This is a genomic window from Streptomonospora nanhaiensis (assembly GCF_026642255.1).
GTDB lineage: Bacteria > Actinomycetota > Actinomycetes > Streptosporangiales > Streptosporangiaceae > Nocardiopsis > Nocardiopsis tropica.
This window is the reverse complement of record NZ_CP113264.1, coordinates 221,794-239,199: the sequence shown is the minus strand read 5'-3', so window position 1 is coordinate 239,199 and position 17,406 is coordinate 221,794. Positions and strand designations below refer to the sequence as shown.

General features: G+C 72.5%; 14 protein-coding genes. 5 read left to right on the top strand and 9 right to left on the bottom strand.

The window, feature by feature from the left end; genetic code table 11:
- The first annotated feature begins 37 nt into the window (after positions 1–37).
- The 4 genes from OUQ99_RS01095 (at position 38) to lpdA (ending at position 6,099) form a co-directional block, all read left to right on the top strand.
- Positions 38–1,153, top strand: coding sequence for a winged helix DNA-binding domain-containing protein (locus tag OUQ99_RS01095; RefSeq protein ID WP_267947536.1), 1,116 nt, complete (start codon positions 38–40; stop codon positions 1,151–1,153).
- A gap of 188 nt (positions 1,154–1,341) precedes the next feature.
- On the top strand, positions 1,342–3,234 hold the full coding sequence (locus OUQ99_RS01090; RefSeq protein WP_267947535.1) for a hypothetical protein: 1,893 nt from the start codon (positions 1,342–1,344) through the stop codon (positions 3,232–3,234).
- A 314-nt stretch (positions 3,235–3,548) separates the two neighbouring features.
- Complete coding sequence (locus OUQ99_RS01085; RefSeq protein WP_267947534.1) at positions 3,549–4,514, top strand: DedA family protein; 966 nt, start codon at positions 3,549–3,551, stop codon at positions 4,512–4,514.
- Between the two features lie 178 nt (positions 4,515–4,692).
- Positions 4,693–6,099, top strand: a complete 1,407-nt coding sequence (gene lpdA / locus OUQ99_RS01080; protein WP_267947533.1) for a dihydrolipoyl dehydrogenase — start codon at positions 4,693–4,695, stop codon at positions 6,097–6,099.
- A gap of 61 nt (positions 6,100–6,160) precedes the next feature.
- On the opposite strand, the gene OUQ99_RS01075 is transcribed toward lpdA, so the two are convergent.
- The 8 genes from OUQ99_RS01075 to OUQ99_RS01040 all read right to left on the bottom strand — a co-directional run bounded on the left by OUQ99_RS01075 (position 6,161) and on the right by OUQ99_RS01040 (position 13,204).
- Complete coding sequence (locus tag OUQ99_RS01075; RefSeq protein ID WP_267947532.1) at positions 6,161–6,676, bottom strand: 2,4'-dihydroxyacetophenone dioxygenase family protein; 516 nt, start codon at positions 6,674–6,676, stop codon at positions 6,161–6,163.
- Positions 6,677–6,996: 320 nt separating this feature from the next.
- Positions 6,997–7,746 (bottom strand): SDR family NAD(P)-dependent oxidoreductase, encoded by a 750-nt coding sequence (locus OUQ99_RS01070; protein WP_267947531.1) that lies wholly within the window; start codon positions 7,744–7,746, stop codon positions 6,997–6,999.
- A gap of 254 nt (positions 7,747–8,000) precedes the next feature.
- Positions 8,001–8,288, bottom strand: coding sequence for a hypothetical protein (locus tag OUQ99_RS01065; RefSeq protein WP_267947530.1), 288 nt, complete (start codon positions 8,286–8,288; stop codon positions 8,001–8,003).
- Between the two features lie 34 nt (positions 8,289–8,322).
- Complete coding sequence (locus OUQ99_RS01060; protein WP_267947529.1) at positions 8,323–9,141, bottom strand: ABC transporter ATP-binding protein; 819 nt, start codon at positions 9,139–9,141, stop codon at positions 8,323–8,325.
- Positions 9,138–10,004: an ABC transporter permease gene (locus OUQ99_RS01055; protein WP_267947528.1), complete on the bottom strand. Its 867-nt coding sequence runs from the start codon at positions 10,002–10,004 to the stop codon at positions 9,138–9,140. Before OUQ99_RS01055 ends, OUQ99_RS01060 begins: the two co-directional genes overlap by 4 nt.
- Positions 10,001–10,855 carry an ABC transporter permease gene (locus OUQ99_RS01050; protein ID WP_267947527.1) on the bottom strand — a complete coding sequence of 285 codons (855 nt, stop codon included), beginning with the start codon at positions 10,853–10,855 and terminating at the stop codon, positions 10,001–10,003. The genes OUQ99_RS01055 and OUQ99_RS01050 overlap by 4 nt, the downstream gene beginning before the upstream one ends.
- Positions 10,852–11,991: an ABC transporter substrate-binding protein gene (locus OUQ99_RS01045; RefSeq protein WP_267947526.1), complete on the bottom strand. Its 1,140-nt coding sequence runs from the start codon at positions 11,989–11,991 to the stop codon at positions 10,852–10,854. Before OUQ99_RS01045 ends, OUQ99_RS01050 begins: the two co-directional genes overlap by 4 nt.
- Before the next feature lie 211 nt (positions 11,992–12,202).
- Complete coding sequence (locus tag OUQ99_RS01040; RefSeq protein ID WP_267947525.1) at positions 12,203–13,204, bottom strand: LysR family transcriptional regulator; 1,002 nt, start codon at positions 13,202–13,204, stop codon at positions 12,203–12,205.
- A gap of 647 nt (positions 13,205–13,851) precedes the next feature.
- Here OUQ99_RS01040 and OUQ99_RS01035 point away from each other — a divergent pair.
- Positions 13,852–14,556: a hypothetical protein gene (locus OUQ99_RS01035; protein ID WP_267947524.1), complete on the top strand. Its 705-nt coding sequence runs from the start codon at positions 13,852–13,854 to the stop codon at positions 14,554–14,556.
- 276 nt (positions 14,557–14,832) lie between these two features.
- Here the strand turns inward: OUQ99_RS01035 and OUQ99_RS01030 are convergent, their stop codons facing one another.
- Complete coding sequence (locus tag OUQ99_RS01030) at positions 14,833–16,437, bottom strand: OmpA family protein (RefSeq protein WP_267947523.1); 1,605 nt, start codon at positions 16,435–16,437, stop codon at positions 14,833–14,835.
- Positions 16,438–17,406 lie beyond the last annotated feature (969 nt).

Genomic DNA, 17,406 nt, shown 5'->3' with positions numbered 1-17,406 from the left:
TGTTCGACCACCAACCGGATCCCGGAGGAGCCGAGCGATGGCCACCACCCGCACCGTCATCTCCCGGCGGGCGCTCAACCGCGCCACCCTGGACCGCCAGCTCCTCCTGCGGCGGGTGGACCTGCCGGTCACCGACGTGGTCACCCGCCTCGCCGGGCTCCAGGCGCAGACCACCCACACCTGGTACGCCGGGCTGGAGAACCGGATCGAGGGCCTGGCCCCCGAGACGGTCGGCCGCCTCCTCACCGACGGCGCGCTCGTCCGCGTCACGCTCATGCGCGGCACCCTCCACCTGGTCACCCCCGAGGACTGCCGGTTCCTCCGCCCGACCGTCCAACCCGGCGTCGACCGGGTGCTCGCGCACAGCACGCACGGCCGGGCCGCACGGGGGCTGGACCCCGACGAGGTCGCGGCGGCCGGGTACGAGATCCTCACCCGCGCCCCGCTCGACCTGCGCGCGCTCGGCGCCCGGCTCAACGAGCGGTGGCCGGATGTGGAGGGCGCCCACCTGGCACAGGTCGTCAAGGCCCGCCTGCCCGTGCTCCAGATCCCGCCGCGCGGCGTGTGGGGCGCCTCCGGCCCGGCCGTGCTCGCACCCGCCGACACCTGGACGGGGCTGCCCATGGACGCCGCGCCGGACCCGGAGGGGATGGTGCTGCGCTACCTGGCCGCGTTCGGACCCGCCGGGGTGATGGACGCGCAGGCGTGGTCCGGGCTGACCCGGCTGGGCGAGGTGTTCGACCGCCTGCGCGACAGGCTCGTGGTCCTGCGGGGGGAGGACGGCAAGGAGCTGTTCGACCTCCCCGACGCCCCGCGCCCCGACGGGGACACCTCCGCGCCGGTCCGCCTGCTGTACGACTTCGACAACCTGCTGCGCGGGCACGCCGACCGCAGCCGGGTCGTCTCCGACGAGGACCTCGGGCGGCTCACCTCCCGCAACGGGATGCCGCCCGCGACCGTGCTGGTCGACGGGGAGGTGCGCGCCTCCTGGAAGGTCGTGCGGACCGGTCGGAACGCCGCCGTCGAGGTGGTCCCGTTCGCCCCGATCAGCGGGGCCGACCGCGACGAGGTGGAGGCGGAGGGGCTGCGGATGCTGCGGTTCCTCGCCGCGGACCGGGGCGGGCACGAGGTGCGGTTCGCCCCGACGGCCTGAGTGCCTCCGAACACCCTCCGCGCGACCCCCCTGCGGCCTCCGAACGGACCCGGCCGGGGAGCCCCGCCTCCGATCCGGGCGGACACCGCGCGACCGCCGCACGAACCAGCGGGGACGGGCCGGGAAGTCCGCTATCAACGCACGTGGGCGACCACGGACACAACGTGCGGGTATGGAAGGATTCACGGGTGACTGATGAGTTCCGCGCCGCGTTCCAACGGGTGCTCGACACCGCCGCCAGCCAGGCACCCGGGTTCCCGGCAGCCGTGCACGACGTGTTCCGGCTGTCCTCGCAGGTGTCCAAGGAAGAACTCGCGATCGCACTGGAGGCGCTCGCCCCCGTGCTCGGCGACTCCGAACGGGTCGCGGGCATCGCCGCCGACCTCTCCGTCCTGGCGGGGGCCCTGGTCGAGTCCGGCGCCCCCGCGGGAGAGGTGGGACTGGAGGTACTCCGACAGCTCGGAAGTTACGGTCAGGCCGCGGTGGCGTTCATGCACGCCTGGGACAAGACCGGCGGCGGCCCCCTCCCCGCCCCCGCCGACGTGTCCGAACCCGAGGAGCAGCGCGTCGAGGAGGTCCTCGGCGACAACGCGCCCCTGGCCACCGTCGGCTGGTGGACCTCCCTCCGCTACGGCCTGGCGGCCAAGGCCATGCTCGGCGACCCCGGGGTGCGCGCCGCCGTGCGCGCCGACACCAGCGCCCTGGACGGGCTCAGCCAGATCACCCGGGCCCTCTCCACCCAGCTCACCGAGTTCGCCGAGGTGAGCGAACTCCTGCGGATGGCCGAGGCCGACACCGTGCTCGTGCTCGACCGCGCCTCGTGGCGCGGCTTCCGGGTGCGCTTCGACGGCATCGGCGACAACTTCCAGCTGCACACCCTCCTCGCGGACGCGCTCATCGGCAAGGAGGGCCGCCTCGTCCCCGGCACCCGGCCCGACCCGCGGTGGACCTCCGCGTGCCTGGACACCCCCGCCGACCCCCTCGCGGACGTCGTGCGCGGCGAGTGGGACCTGGTCGGCGGCAACGGCGAGTGGGTCGGCAACGAGGCCCTGCCCGGCGACATCCCGGTGGTCGACGGCGAACGCGTGCTGGTCCTGGAGCCCCAGACGCTCACGCACTCGTGGAGGGCGGGGCGCAGGCACCCGCACATCCCCGGCTCGCTGGAGGTCGTGGCGGAGCTGCGCCACGACGAGGCGGCGGCCTGGTGGGCGCGGATGCACCCCGCGGGGTCGGTGCGCCACCCGCTGGCGCCGCCGATCGAGAACGAGGACACCGGCACGCACCGCAGGCCCCCGCGCCATTTCGGGGTGGCCGCTCACTACGCCGAGGTGGACTCCGGACCGATGTCGGCGGCGTTCGCCGCCCTGGACCCGGAGAGCCTGCGGGAGGACCCCTTCGCCACGGGCGCCGCCGACCCCGCCGGAACCGCGGGCGGGGACGCCGACGACCGCCCGGCGCGGGCGGACGTCCCTGCCGGGGACGCGGCCCCCTTCGGAGGCGGGGAGCCGCTCCGGCCCGGGGACCCGTCGTCCGCGTCCGCTCCCCCTTCGGAGGACCGGTGGGAGCTGCCGCCGGAGTTCCGCGACGACTACGGCCGCGCGTCCTCCCCGGAACCCGACCACGGGGGGGACGACGACCCGCTGTTCGGTTCGCCGCCGAGCACGCCGACCTCGTCCGACCCGTGGGAGGCGCCGCAGGGGCGCACGGGCGGTTTCGGCGGCGGCGTGCCCGTAGACCCGCCCGGGGCCCGTGACGAACTGGGGCTGCGCGACGAGTCCGCCGACCGGTTCGAGCCGGGCGAGGGCGACCGCTTCGGGTTCCGCAACGGCTCCTCGTACGACGGCGCCCCCGACGGCCCGGAACCGGCCGGGGCCCGCGACGGATCCGAGCCGTTCGGGTGGGCCGCCGACCCGCCGCCGCCCGCCCCGGACCCTGTCGGGGACGGGGACGGGGCCCCGTCCGAGCAGGACGGCTCCCGCCGCCCGCCGGGCGCGCACCTGCTGCCGCCGATGCCCCCGGGCGTCTCGGACAGCTGGTCGTGGGCTCCCGGCTGGAAGTGGCCCACGCCGCCCGAGCGCTGAGGGCGACCGCCACGGGCCCGAGGGCCGCGACCCGTGGCCGGCCCGGGTCCCCGGCGCTCGCCGGCGCCGATCCCGTCGGCCGGGGCGTCGAAGTTCTGGACCCTCAGCAACTGCGGCATGTGCTCCTCCTGCTGTCGTCGACACCGCTGGTACGGACCCGCCGGACGGGCGAAACTCATCGCGGTGTCCGCGACCGCCGGCGGGACCCGGTACCGCACATGACACTTGTCATCGGCGACCGGTTGCAGCTCTCACACGGACGCCGTGACTCCTACGACTTCCGGGCCGACCGTCCGGCAGGGGATCCTTGGTCCATGGCGACCACGCAGAAGCACACCTCCGGGAACCCGGACCGCCCCGCCCCCGGCACGGCGGCGGGAGCCCCTGACGCGACCCCCGGCGCGGGTTCCGACGAGGCCGACGGCAGAACCGCCGAGCAGATCGAGAAGGAGCGCAAGCAGGAGGAGGCGATGGAGGTCCTGCGGGCCATGAAGCCCTGGAAGGGCAAGGCGACCCGCCAGGACAAGGCCCTGCTGTTCACGGTCGTCGCGATCCCCCTGTTCTTCATGGCGCTGACCCCGCTGAAGCCCTTCCTGATCGCCGAACACCCCGTCGGCCTCGCGTTCGTGACCGGCAGCAACGCGGCGATCGGCGCGGCCTCGGCCTTCGCCCGCATCGGGGAGATCCCCCTGTGGCTCGTGGTGCTCGCGGGCGTCGTCGGCAAGGTCAAGGTCGACTGGCTCTTCTGGTGGGTGGGCAGGCGCTGGGGCCGGGGCTTCGTCGACCTCATCGCCCAGGGCGACAAGGCGCAGCGGTTCGCGGACCGCGCCGAGGACATGAACCCCTGGATCATCCGGGCCGCGATGCCGCTCTCCTACCTCCCGGGCGTGCCCGCCCTCTTCGTCTACGTCGTCGCGGGCTGGACCGGCATGCGCCTGCGGACCTTCCTGCTGCTGGACGCCCTCGGCGCGCTGCTCCTGACGGCCACGGTCGCCGGCGTCGGCTACGCGGCGGGGCAGACCGGGGTGGACATCGTCCTGGCGGTGGACAGGTACGCCCTGTGGGTCACGCTCGCGATCGTCTTCGTGATGGCGTTCGTCCCGGTCGTCAAGCAGATGCGCCTGGCCAGGGCCGAGGAGGCCGCGAGGGCGGCCGAGGCCGCCGGGACCGCCGGGGAGCGGTCCGGGAAATCCGCCGCCACCGGCGCCGAGGACGGCTCCGCCGCGACCCCCGCGGGCGGGGAGCTCGCCGGCGCCGAAGGCCCCGCACCCCGCGCCTGACGGGCGGAAACCCCCGGGGCACCCCTGTGACCAGCCGCGACGCCCGAACGCCCGACCGGTCCCGACCTGGTCACACACCCGGTGGCCTCACGCGACTAGGCTGGCGTTCGGCAATCGGACACCCCGGGCAAGCCGTCTGCGCTGGGTGCGTCACAAACACACTCAAGGAGATCCCGTCATGGGACAACGACACTTCGATCTGGTGGTCCTCGGCGCGGGGCCGGGTGGTTACGTGGCGGCCATCCGCGCCGCCCAGCTCGGCCTCAAGACCGCCGTCATCGAGGAGAAGTACTGGGGCGGCGTCTGCCTCAACGTGGGCTGCATCCCCTCCAAGGCGCTCCTGCGCAACGCCGAACTGGCCCACCTCTTCAACAACGAGGCCGACTTCTTCGGCATCAAGGTCGACGGCAAGGTCGAGTTCGACTACGGCAAGGCGCACAGCCGCAGCCGTGAGGTGGCCGACGGGCGCGTCAAGGGCGTCCACTTCCTCATGAAGAAGAACAAGATCACCGAGATCGACGGCCGCGGCACCTTCACCGACGACCACACGGTCGAGGTGCGCGGCGAAGACGGCTCCACCGAGACCGTCACCTTCGACCACGCCGTGATCGCGTCGGGCTCCTCCACCAAGCTGCTGCCCGGCACGGAGCTGTCCGAGCGGGTCGTCACCTACGAGCAGCAGATCCTCGACGAGAACCTGCCCGGGAGCATCGTCATCGCGGGCGCGGGCGCCATCGGCGTCGAGTTCGCGTACGTCCTGGCCAACTACGGCGTGGACGTCACGATCGTGGAGTTCCTGGACCGCCTCGTCCCCCTGGAGGACGAGGAGGTCTCCAAGGAGCTCGCCCGCGCGTACAAGAAGCTCGGCGTGAAGGTCATGACCTCCACCCGCGTGGAGTCGGTCGAGGACACCGGCGAGGGAGTCCGCGTCCACGTCACCGGCACCGACGACAAGAAGCAGACCCTGGAGGCCGACAAGCTCCTCCAGGCCATCGGCTTCGCCCCCAACGTCGAGGGATTCGGCCTCGACAAGACCGGCGTGGAGCTCACCGAGCGCGGCGCCGTCGCCATCGACGGCCGGGGCCGCACCAGCGTCCCGCACATCTTCGCGATCGGCGACGTCACCGCCAAGCTCATGCTGGCCCACACCGCCGAGGCCATGGGCATCGTCGCCGTCGAGACCATCGCGGGCGCGGAGACGCAGGAGATCGACTACAAGTTCATCCCCCGCGCCACCTACTGCCAGCCGCAGATCGCCAGCTTCGGCTACACCGAGAACGAGGCGCGCGAGGCCGGGTACGACGTCCAGGTCGCCAAGTTCCCGTTCATGGCCAACGGCAAGTCGCACGGGCTCGGCGACACCCGCGGCTTCGTCAAGGTGCTCTCCGACGCCAAGTACGGGGAGATCATCGGCGCCCACATGGTGGGTCCGGACGTCACCGAGCTGCTGCCCGAGCTGACCCTGGCCCAGCAGTGGGACCTGACCGTCCACGAGGTGTCGCGCAACATCCACGCGCACCCGACGCTCGGCGAGGCCGTCAAGGAGGCCGTGCACGGCCTCTCCGGGCACATGATCAACCTGTAGCCCCGCCCGCGGAGGTCCCCCGCCGCGCCCCCGGGCGGCGGCGGGGGGCCCTGCCGCGCGGTCAGCGGATCAGGTCGTCGACGACGTTGCCCAGTCCCACGCTCTCGTAGTGCGCGCGGGCCATCTCGATCTTGGTGAACACGTCCTCGTAGCCGGTCTGGACGCCGTCGTCGTCCACGTAGACCATGGCCCCGCTGATGTTGAAGAACGTGACCATGTGGTCGCAGTCCTCGGGGACCGCGAGCGTGTGGATCTCGCCCGGCGGCTCGTACACGAAGTGCCCGGCCTCGGCCACCCAGGGGTGCTCGTGGTAGTGCCACTTGCCCTCGATGACGTAGCCGAACACGGCCCCGGGGTGCCGGTGCCGGGACACGATCCCGGACGCGGTGACCTTGAGCAGGTTGCACCACTGGCCCGTGACGGTGTTGAGCATCAGCGGACGGAACCAGACGTTCGGCGCCTGCGGGACCCACATGCGCGGGTCCTCGGGGACCGCGGGGATCGCGATCTCGGCGGGGATGCCCGGCGACGGTGCGATGCGCACGGGCTCGTTGGCGGATGCGGCGTTCGGTGACACGGTGTCCTCCCTGCTGTGCCGTCCGGCCCTGGGGCCGGCGCGGCTCGGTGTGGCCGGTCCTGCTCTGCTGCGCCTGGTCGCGGCGCCTGCCGTTCTTCCTTCGTGGAAGGCACCTGAGGAGCTGTCCGCCCCGCCCCACCGGGTGACCGGTGACGGTGGGAGCTCCCCAGGGCGTCTGTGGGGCGCGGTCGCGGGGCCGCGCCGCCCCGTGGGGCGCGGGCGCGTGCGCCCGCGATCCGGTGGGTGGTCTTGTGGGGCCTGTGTGACCTGTGCGGCCGGTAGGGGCGGTGGGCCGTGGCCCGGTGGGCGCCCGTTCCCGGTCAGGCCGCCAGGTACCCCCCGTCCACGGGCACGACCGCGCCCGTCACGAACCCGGCGTCGGGTCCGCACAGGAAGTCCACGGCGCCCGCGACCTCGCTCGGACGCCCCCAGCGGCCCATCGGCGTCCGGTCGAGGATGCGCGCCTGGGCCTCGTCGTTCTCGCGGATCCCGGCGGTCAGGTCGGTGCTGATCCACCCCGGCGCGACCGCGTTGACGCGGATGCCCTCCGGCGCCCACGCGACGGCGAGCGACCGCGTGAGCTGCGAGATGCCGCCCTTGCTCGCGCTGTAGCCGGGCACCAGCGGTCCGCCGAAGTAGCTCAGCATCGACGCGATGTTGACCACGCACCCGCCCGAGGCGGCCAGCGCCGGGCGGGCCGCCACGCACGAGCGCATCACGGACGTCAGGTTGACCTCCACGACGCGCGCGAACACGGCCGGGTCGAACTCGTCGCCGCGCCGGATGATCCCGACCGCGTTGACCAGCGCGTCGATCTCCGGGAACCCGCCCAGGTAGTCCTCCAGGGCGTCGCCGCCGGTCACGTCGACCTCGGTGACCGCGGCACCCCCCCGGAGCGCCGGCGGGGCGTCGCCGGCCCGCAGTCCGCCGACGGCGACCCGGTCGCCGCGCTCGACGAACCGCTCCGCTATCGCCGCGCCGATACCGCTCGTGCCGCCGACGACGACGACCGTGCGGGGGCGGTGCGCGTCGCCCCGGCTCCCTGCGGGGCCCGGCTGCTGGCCTTCCATGGCTCCTCCGACTCTGCGGCCGGCGGGTGGCCGCCGGCGTGGGGTGTGGACTCGGTCTCTGGTTCTGGACGGGTGGTCCCCGGGGCACCGCCGAGGGGGGAGCCCCCGCGACAGCGGTCCACTGGGAGCCCGGTACCGCCGCGGGTGCCGGGTGTCTCTCGACGTCGATGTGGTTGTGGTCGGGGCGGGCCGGGGCCGCCGGTCCCCGCCCGCCGGAGCCGCCGGCGTGGACGGCGCCGGCGGTTCGCGGGGGCCTACTCGGGCTCGGGGGCGACCAGGGCTTCGATCCAGTACTCGCGCGCCAGGGCGTCCACCCCCGCGGGCGAGACGCCGCGCAGGTGGACGACGGTGTCGTCGGTGCCCGCGATGCGCCCGTGGTTCTGGAGCTGGAGGATGTGGTACCGCTCGGGCACGAACCCGAGGACCACGTCCACGTCGAACCTGCCGCGCTCGTCGGGGGCGTCCCCCAGCCCCGGCTCGGCCTTGCCGATCGCCTGGAACCCGAGCCACCCCTGGTAGAGGAGCACCGCCAGGACCACCACGGCGATCCTGCGCAGGGTCGCGCTCCTGAGGGCCCTAGACCACGTCGACGGGGCTGTCCGAGTCGACACGGGCCCCACCCCCCGTCCCGGCCCCGCCGGAGAGCAGGTCGTTGATCCGGGCGACCTTGTCCCGGAACTCCGGGAGGTCCACCGCCTCGCGCCAGGTGCGCGGACGGGGGAGGTCCACCGTGACGATCTCCTGGACCGTGCTCGGCCTTCCGGAGAGGACCACCACCCGGTCGGAGAGGAACACCGCCTCGTCGATGTCGTGTGTCACGAAGAACACCGTCGGCCTCCGCTCCTCGAAGATCCGGGTCAGGTCCTCCTGGAGCCTGCGCCGGGTCTGCGCGTCGATGCTCGCGAACGGCTCGTCCATGAGCATCACCGCGGGCTCGTTCGCGAGGACCCGGGCGACGCCGAGCCGCTGCTGCATGCCGCCGGACAGCTCGTGCGGGTACTTGCGCTCGAACCCGCCCAGCCCGACCAGCTCCAGGTACTCCCGGCCCCGGCGCTCGCGCTCGGCGCGCGGCACGCCCTTCATGCGCAGGCCGAACACGGCGTTGCCGAGCACGGTCTTCCACGGGAAGAGGGCGTGGCTCTGGAACACCACCCCCCGGTCGGGCCCCGGGGCGGAGACCGGGCTCCCGTCCACCTCGACCACGCCGCCGGTGGGCTCGACGAAGCCCGCGACGGTGTTCAGGACCGTGGTCTTGCCACAGCCGCTGGGGCCGAGGACGGAGACGAACTCACCGCGCTCCACGGTGAAGGACACGTCGCCGATCGCGGTGACCTCCTCCCCCGAGTAGGCGTCGGTGTAGACCTTGTTCAGGTTCTCGATCACCAGTGCGGTCATCCGTCACCCTCCATGCTTCGCACCATCCCCCACCGTTCGACGGTGGCCTTCTCGAACGGCGCCAGGATGAGCGCGTCGAGCATGTACCAGAGGACCCCGAGCACGATCATGCCGAGGAAGACCTGGCTGACGTCGCCGACCCTGCGGGCGTCGAACATCATGAATCCGATACCGCTGGTGCCCACGATGATCTCCGCGGCCACGAGCGCGCGCCATCCGTAGCCGAGCCCGGTGCGGACACCGCTCGCGACCGCGGGCAGCGCCCCGGGGAGGATGACCTCCACGAACACCCGGACACGGCCGGCGCCCAGGCTGCGGGCCGCGCGGACCAGCTCGCCCGGCACCTGCTCGACCCCCGCCACCACGCTGAGCATGAGCGGGAAGACGATCGTGTACACGATGACGAAGGTGACGGAGGTCAGGCTGAAGCCGAACCACACGATCACGATCGGCAGCCAGGCGATGTCCGCGATGGCCTGGAAGAACAGCAGGATCGGCCAGACGGCCTTGCGGACCCTCAGGGACATCGCGGTCAGGAACCCCATCGGCAGGCCGATGAGGAGGCCGAACCCGACGCCGTAGCCGAGCCGGGTCAGGGAGTCGGACAGGTAGCCGGGCAGGATGCCCTTGCGGAGCAGGTCGCCGACCTCGGCGACGACCCTGTCGGGGCCGACGAAGAAGGCGTCCGGGAAGACGCCGGCCTCGGCGACCAGCCACCACAGGGCCACGACGGGCACGAACGGCCCGAGGGTGCGGAACGCGCTGTTGCGGGACAGCCTGGCCCAGAACCGCCTGGCCAGGGGTGCGCGGCGGGGCCGCGGCCGGGCGCCCGGGGACGCGTTCCTCTCGCGGGTCGCGGTCATCGCGCACCTCCCGTCATGCCCCAGCGCTCGATGGTGCGCCTCTCCAGCGGTGCCAGGAGGAGCCGGTCCATGATCAGCCACAGGACGCCGATGACGACCATCGAGGCGATGATGACGTCCGTGGAGAAGGTCTTCTGGGCCAGGAAGAGCGCGTAACCGAGACCGGCGCTGCTCGCGATGATCTCGGCGGCCACCAGGCCGCGCCATCCGTAGCCGAGCCCGATCCTCAGGCCGCTGACGACGCTGGGCAGCGCCCCGGGCAGGAGCACCTCCCAGAACATCCGCCACCGGCTCGCGCCCATGGACCGGGCGGAGCGCAGCAGGGTCGCGGGGATGCGCCGGACCCCCAGCATCGTGTTGTAGGCCAGCGCGAAGAACATGGCGTTCCACACGATGAAGATGACGGCGCCGTCGCCGTAGCCCAGCCACAGGGTGGCGATGGGGATCCACGCGATCCCCGCCAGCGCCACGGAGAACCGCAGCAGCGGGGAGAAGAACGCGGACAGGGCCGGGCTGGCGCCGAGGGCGATGCCGAACGGGAGCCCGGTCGCCACGGCGATGGCGCTTCCCATGAGCACCCGGTACAGGCTCGCGCCGAGGTGCCTGGCGAGCTCACCGCTCGCCGCCATGTCGGCCAGGGCCGCGGCGACGTCGTCCACCTGCGGGAAGATCCGCCTGGGGACGCCGGTGAGCTCGACGGTCACGGCCCAGACGGCGACCAGGACCACGAACGGGAGTGTGAACCAGAGCGTCGCTCCGACGAACCCGGGCCCGGAGCCGCGTCGGGCCCTCCGGGCCGCCCGGCCGCCGGGCGCGGTGCGCCCGGCGGCCGGCACAGGGTCGGGGGTCATACCGCGCACGACTCCTGGGCGATCTCACGCACGAAGTTGTAGTCGGCGTCGATGGCCGCGGCGTCGGGGATGTCCTGGAGGTCCTCGAACAGCTCGGGGTTCTCCTCCATGACCGACACGATCGGGCCGGGCTCGAAGTAGTCGTTGATGTCGAAGTCGAAGTCGATCTCGCCCTGGTTGGCGAGCAGCTGCCCGACCGTGTCCAGCGCCAGGTAGTTGCAGGCGGAGAAGCGGGGGTCGAGCTGCGCCACGTTGTACTGCATGGCCTCCTGGGCGACCTCGGGGTCGGTGCCGGTGAGCCACTGGACGGCCGAGGAGGCGGCCTCCTCGGGGTTCTCGCGGATCCACTGGTCGGAGGCGGCCCGTGCGGCGAGGAACTCCTCGACGGCCTCGGGGTTCTCCTCCAGGAAGGTCGGCGTGGTGACGATGTAGCCGATGAAGGGGATGTAGCCGCCGCCCCTCAGGACGATCTCCGAGCCCTCGACCTGCTCGGTGATGGTGATCGGCCACGGGTCCCAGATGACGGCCGCGTCGATGCCGCCGGTCTCCAGGGCCACCGCCATGTCCGGCGGGGCGGTGTTGACGAGCTCCACGTCGTCCGTGTCGATGCGGAGGTCCTCCAGCAGCCCGAGCAGGTAGAGGTGGTTGATGGAGCCGATCGAGACGCCGATCGACTTGCCCTCCAGCGTGGACAGGTCCTCGCCGTCGATCTCGGAGCCCTCGGCCGCGACGATGGCCGCGGTCTCGTCGATGCTGCGCTGGGTGGCCGAGCCGGTGTAGTTGCCGACCAGGCTCAGCTCGGCGCCCTCCTGCGCGGCCGCGATGGCCGGGGTGCCGACCTGGATGATGTCGACGTCGCCCGCCTCCAGGGCGTTGATCGCGTCGACGCCCGTGGGGAAGGGCTCGGCGAGGGTGACGTCGAGGTCGCGCTCCTCGAAGAGGCCCCGCTCGGTGCCGATCGGCAGGCCGATCTGGTCGATCGCGGAGACGTAGCCGGCGTTGATGCTCGTCAGCGAGCCCGAGCCCGCGTCGGCGCCCTCGACGTCGTCGTCGACGGTCGAGCCCCCGGTACAGGCGGTGAGCAGAAGCACCGACGAACATGTCGCGGCGAGGGACAGCTGGGAAAGTCGAGGCATGGACTTCTTCCGATCACACAGGGTGGCACCCCCGCGAACCCCGGCTCACCCCGACCCACCAGGGGAGATCGGGGAATGGCTGTCGCCTGTCACGAACGGGGGTAGCGGAGAGTGAAAAAGGGGGAGCTCGGAAGGGGATGACGGTTCGCGCCGGTCTGAATCCCCTCCGCCGTTTCGCGTGGTTGACGCTACTATCCGCGCCACCCTGGCGTTAAGTCCTATTCCCTGATGACGGTATTCGAGAAGTGAATACTGTGTCGGATGAACGCTTCCGTGGCGAGATGACTCTGACGGTGCCTGTGGGACTCGGCTGTTCGGTGATGGTCCGCAGGACGCTGCGGGCGGCCGGGGTGAGGGGGCGCGTCGAGTCCCAGCACACGGCGACCCGCCGCTCGGGGGGCCCTTCGAGCCGCCTGATCCGGACCCCGCTGGTGTCCGCGATCGACGCCGCCAGCCAGTTCGTGACGCCGACGCCGATGCCCTCGGCGACCATCGACACGAGCGTCTGCGGCTGGTTGGTGGCCTGGATCGGGTCGATCTGCAGCCCCCGCTCCTGGAACACCCGGTAGGACTCGAACTCCGAGGTCTCCGGGGCGTCGAGACGTCCGATGGACACGATGGGGTGTTCCGCGACGGCGTCGACGGGCACGGGGTCGGGCACGTCCCCGAGGGGGTGGCCCTCCGCGTGCAGGACCACGAGCGGCTCGGACCACAGGGGCAGGCTGGTGACCGAGGGGGACGTGGGCCGGGGCGACATCGGCCGCAGGTAGAGGTCGATCCCCCCGGACGCGAGGGCCTCGTCGAGTTCGAGGGTGGAGCGCTCCACGAGGACGACCTTGACGTCGGGGTCCTCGGCGATGAGGTTCTTGAGGAGGCCGGGGACGAACGCTGCGCTGGCGCTCGGGTAGGAGCCGAGGGAGACGATGCCGCGCGTGCCTCCGCGCCAGGGGGCCATGGCGGACTCGGCCGCCTCCAGCGCGCGGAGCACGTTGCGGGCCTGGACGGCGAGGGCGTCACCCGCCTCCGTGAGGCGGACCGGGCGCTTCTTGCGGTCGAAGAGGGGCTGGCCGATCTCGCGTTCGAGCGCGGCCACGTGCTGGCTCACGCGCGGCTGGGACCTGCGGGTGGACTCGGCCGCGGCGACGAAGCTCCCGGTGTCGATGACGGCCAGGAAGGAGACGAACCACTCCAGGCGGATGTCCGCGTCGAGCATGGACGGGTCTCACTCTCGAAGATGTTCGGACGGGCGGGGGAACCCGCCCCGGACCGGGTCGGCGGGCGTCGCGTCCGGGAGGTCCGGACCGGGGAAAGGAACGGCGGGAAAACGGATACGTCGAGATCAGGGGCTTGGAAAAGGGGGGTGGGGGAGTTCTGGAAGGGGGGTCGGGGTGCGGGGGAAAACCGGCTCGGGGAGTTCGGGGGCCAGGGCCTCCGAGAGGTTTCGCATGGAACGGGCGTGACACACGTTATAACCACCGGAACCAGAAAGAGTTCACCGTTTCGCCACATAAGTACATAAAACGGACCCAACGGTGCCGACTATCCAGGATCCTGATCCCGGTATGCCGAAAACACACGCGGAATCCGCCGCCGGGGACCCGCGCCGGACCGTCCGCCGCCCCCGCTCCGGGGACCGGGCGGGGCGGGGCGCCAGGGGTCCCGGGGACGGGCCGCCGCCGTGTGCGGCCGGCGCCCGGGAAGGACGGGGCGCGGGCGGGACGGGGGCCGGGCGGGACGGGGGCCGGGACGGGGCGCGGCGGTGTCCGATCGATGGGGGGACGCGGAACTTGCTAGGTTTCCGTGTGTCCCCCGTCGGCGCCACTCCCGTCCGCCCGGCGCTCCCCGAACCGAAAGCCACCCATGCGACTGATCCCGTCCTCCCCCCTGTCGTGCCTGGGCACGGCCGCCGTCGCCGTCGTCGTCGGCGGATTCGTCCTCGTCGGCTGTGACGTGGTCGACACCGACGAGTTCGACATGGACTTCAGCTTCTTCTCCGCAGACGGCGAGGAGTCACCGGACGAGGACCCGAGCGCCGAGCCCGGCGCCGAGGAGGGGGAGGAAGAGGAGACGGAGCAGGAGGCCTCGTCCTACGGGCTCCCCGATTCCTGCGCCGCGGCCGGGGCCGCCGAGGTCGTCGGCGACCTGGCCCCGGGACCCGTCCTCGCCGAGGACGCCGGCCCGGTGGAGGGGATCGACGGCGCCGAGCAGGTGGTGTGCTCCTTCAGCGACGGGAGCGGCACCGCGGGCGCCCCCTCCCTCACCCTGGTCTTCACGTCCGGCGCCGACCCCAGCGCCAACCCGGACGTCGTCCAGGTGCCCGGCGCCGAGGAGGAGATGAACTGGGAGGTGGACATCGACGTGGACGTGGACACCTACCACACCGACGAGTCCGACTCCCTGGGCGGCGACCTGGAGTACGTGGGGACCGTGGACGGTTCGAGCCGCAACCTGTACCTGTCCCTGCCGGGCGACCTGTACGTGACCGTGATCGCCTACGGCGAGGAGGTCCCCCGCGAGGACCTGGAGCGGATCGTCATGCAGGCCGCCGAGCGCGTCCGCGGCTGACCGCGCGCGGGGCCGGGCTCCGGACGCCGCACACACGACGAGGGGCCGTCAGCGTCGCGCTGACGGCCCCTCGCGGCTTCTGCGACCCCGGCCCAGCCCCCGCGGCCGTCCCGGACCCTCCGGGGCTCCAGGGGCTCCAGGGGCCCCGGAGGCCCCGCGCCGGGGGCCCCGGAGGCCCCGCGCCGGGGGCGGGGTCCGGCGGGTCCGGGTCTCCGCCGCGGCCCGCCGGGCCCCACCGCACCTACCGGAGCACCGGGGGGCGGGGCCTCCGGCCGGCTAGTACTCGACCGGGACCTCCTCGAACTCACCGAACGGCCCGGCCCGCAGGGTCAGCTCCTCCACGTCCACCGGAGGCGCCGGGAACACGGCGACCAGGTTGTAGGTGTTGCCGGGCTGGAGCATGTGGACCTCCTCGGCGAAGCTGCTGTAGCGGCCCTCGCCGAAGTCCATCTGCGCCACGTAGCGCACCAGCCCGCTCTCCGGCTCCAGCAGCTGGAAGCCGCCGAGCGTGCCCTTGTTGAACTGCTCCGGGCCGCCGGCCTGCACGGCCTCCTGGCCGCCCAGATCGGGGATGGTCGGCTCGCCGGTGGTGTTGGTCAGCGCGACCGTGCCGATCACGTACGCGCCGTCGCGGCGCAGGGGGTAGACCTCCAGGCGCACCCCGTCCAGCTCGCCCTCGGCCACCACGGACCCCGGGTCCGCGTCGTAGGGCGCCGGCCAGGTGACGTTGCGCTGCGCGACGCCCAGCCCGTCGTCGTCGTACTCCTCTTCCTCCGTCGCCTCGACCGTCGTGTTGAACACGTAGGAGAACTCGACGCGGCGGTTGCGGGCGCGGGCCTCGTCGTCGTCGGGCCCGCCCTCGCGGGCGACCGGCTCGCGCTTGCCCCGGCCCTCGACCTCCAGGGTGAAGTCGGTGCCCAGCTCCTCGGCGAGCAGGTCGCGGACGCTCTCCGCCCGCTCGACCGAGAGGTTGTCGTTGTAGGAGTCGTCGCCGATGCCGTCGGTGTGCCCGATGACGGTGATGGCCGGCTCGTCCGGATCGACGTTCGCGGCCAGCGTGGTGGCGGCCCGGCGCACCACGTCCTCGGCGTCCGCCGTCAGGTCGGAGCGGTCGAACTCGAACATGACGTCGGAGTGCAGGGAGATGATCTCGCGGTCGCCGTCCCGCGTGGTGGAGGCGATCTCGGAGTCCACGAAGCTCTGCACCCAACCCTCGTCCGCCACCGCGTCCTCGTCGGGGCGGCGGTTCACGAAGGTGAGGTTCTCGCCGCGGGGCGGCGGAGCGTCCAGGGTGAGGTGGTCGGGACCGTTGGGGCTCTCCGGGTCCGGCCGCTCCTCCTCCACGTCCTGGACGGGGATGCCCGTCATCGCTCCGAGGCCGCTTCCGACGAAGGTCACCTGCCGCACCTCGTCGGGGATGCGGGGGAAGTAGCGCACGTACTCGTTGGTGACGCCGTCGTGGACCGGGTACAGGCCGTCCTGGTTCGGGCTCTCCGACCCGTACTTGAGCCCCTCCCCGTCCAGGAACTGGCGGTAGACCCGGCCGCTGAGCGGGTCCACGAGGGTGTGGGCCATGCTCAGGTTGCGGTTGGGCCCGGAGAACTCGTCGGGGTAGGTCACCTCGTAGTACATGACGGTGTAGTCGTCGGTGCGCTCCAGGCCGGTGACGGCGAAGTGCATCTCCGTGTCCTGCCCGGTGTCCTGGAAGATGCGCCCCTCGCGGACGTAGGGGAACTCCTCCCTGACCGTCGGCGGCCCCGACGCGTCTCCGAACGTCTCGGACCACCAGTCGGATATGTCCGCGGTGACCGTGCAGCCGCTGAGCAGGAGACTGCCCGAGACCATCAGCGCGACCACGGTGATGGGCGTCTTCCGCGCCATGTGGGGGAACTCCGATCGTTGAGGGAGGCGTACCGGCAACATCCTCCAGCACTCGGAGGGCCGAACCGACCGCCACGTCCCCGGTTGGCGGGATACCGGCCGCTCGGAGGGGGGATGTCCGGGAATCGGGAGGGCGGGACCGGCACAGGAGCCGACAGGCGCCGTCGGGCCGCCCGGCCCCGCTCTCCGCGGCCCCGCCGCCGGAGGCCGGGACGGCCGACGGCCGGAGGTCCCCCCGCGCCTCCTGGAAACCTTCTCCCGGAAAGCTCAGAAAACTACAGTGGCTGGAGTAGACATGCCCCTTCAGTGCTGCTAGATTTCCTGTCGTAGCCACAGAGATACACGGCTGGACCACCGGATACGCCGGTGGAACGCAGGACGGCCCGACGGTGTGCACGTGCTTCAAGACACCGGGAGCCGGTAGGACAGCAGCACCGCAGTACGCAGGACCGGCATCCCGCTCATCCAGGGGACGCCGCAGCAGGACGAAGAACGCGGTAGGGCTCGACCGGCGCGCTCAGCGGCACGGCGCCGGGAGCCGGTAGCACCGCAGTACCGGTGTCCCGCCCGTACCGGGGAACACCGCGCAGGAGGTAACGCAGGACGGCTCGACGGTGTGCACGTGCTTCAAGACACCGGGAGCCGGTAGGACAGCAGCACCGCTGTACAAGCAGTACGAGCAGCACCGCAGTACGCAGGACCGGCATCCCGCCCGTCCAGGGGACGCCGCAGCAGGACGAAGAACGCGGTAGGGCTCGACCGGCGCGCTCAGCGGCACGGCGCCGGGAGCCGGTAGCACCGCAGTGGAAGACAGTGCACGCAGTGAGATCGAGAGGAGTAGGTGCCATCAGGACCGCCCGGCGCGGAACGTTCGCCCGGGCACCGCAAGGCCCGGTTCGGAAGAAGGTGGTCCACGGTCACACAACCGCGATCCCCGCGATCCCGTCCCAGCTCGACTTCGGGCAGCGG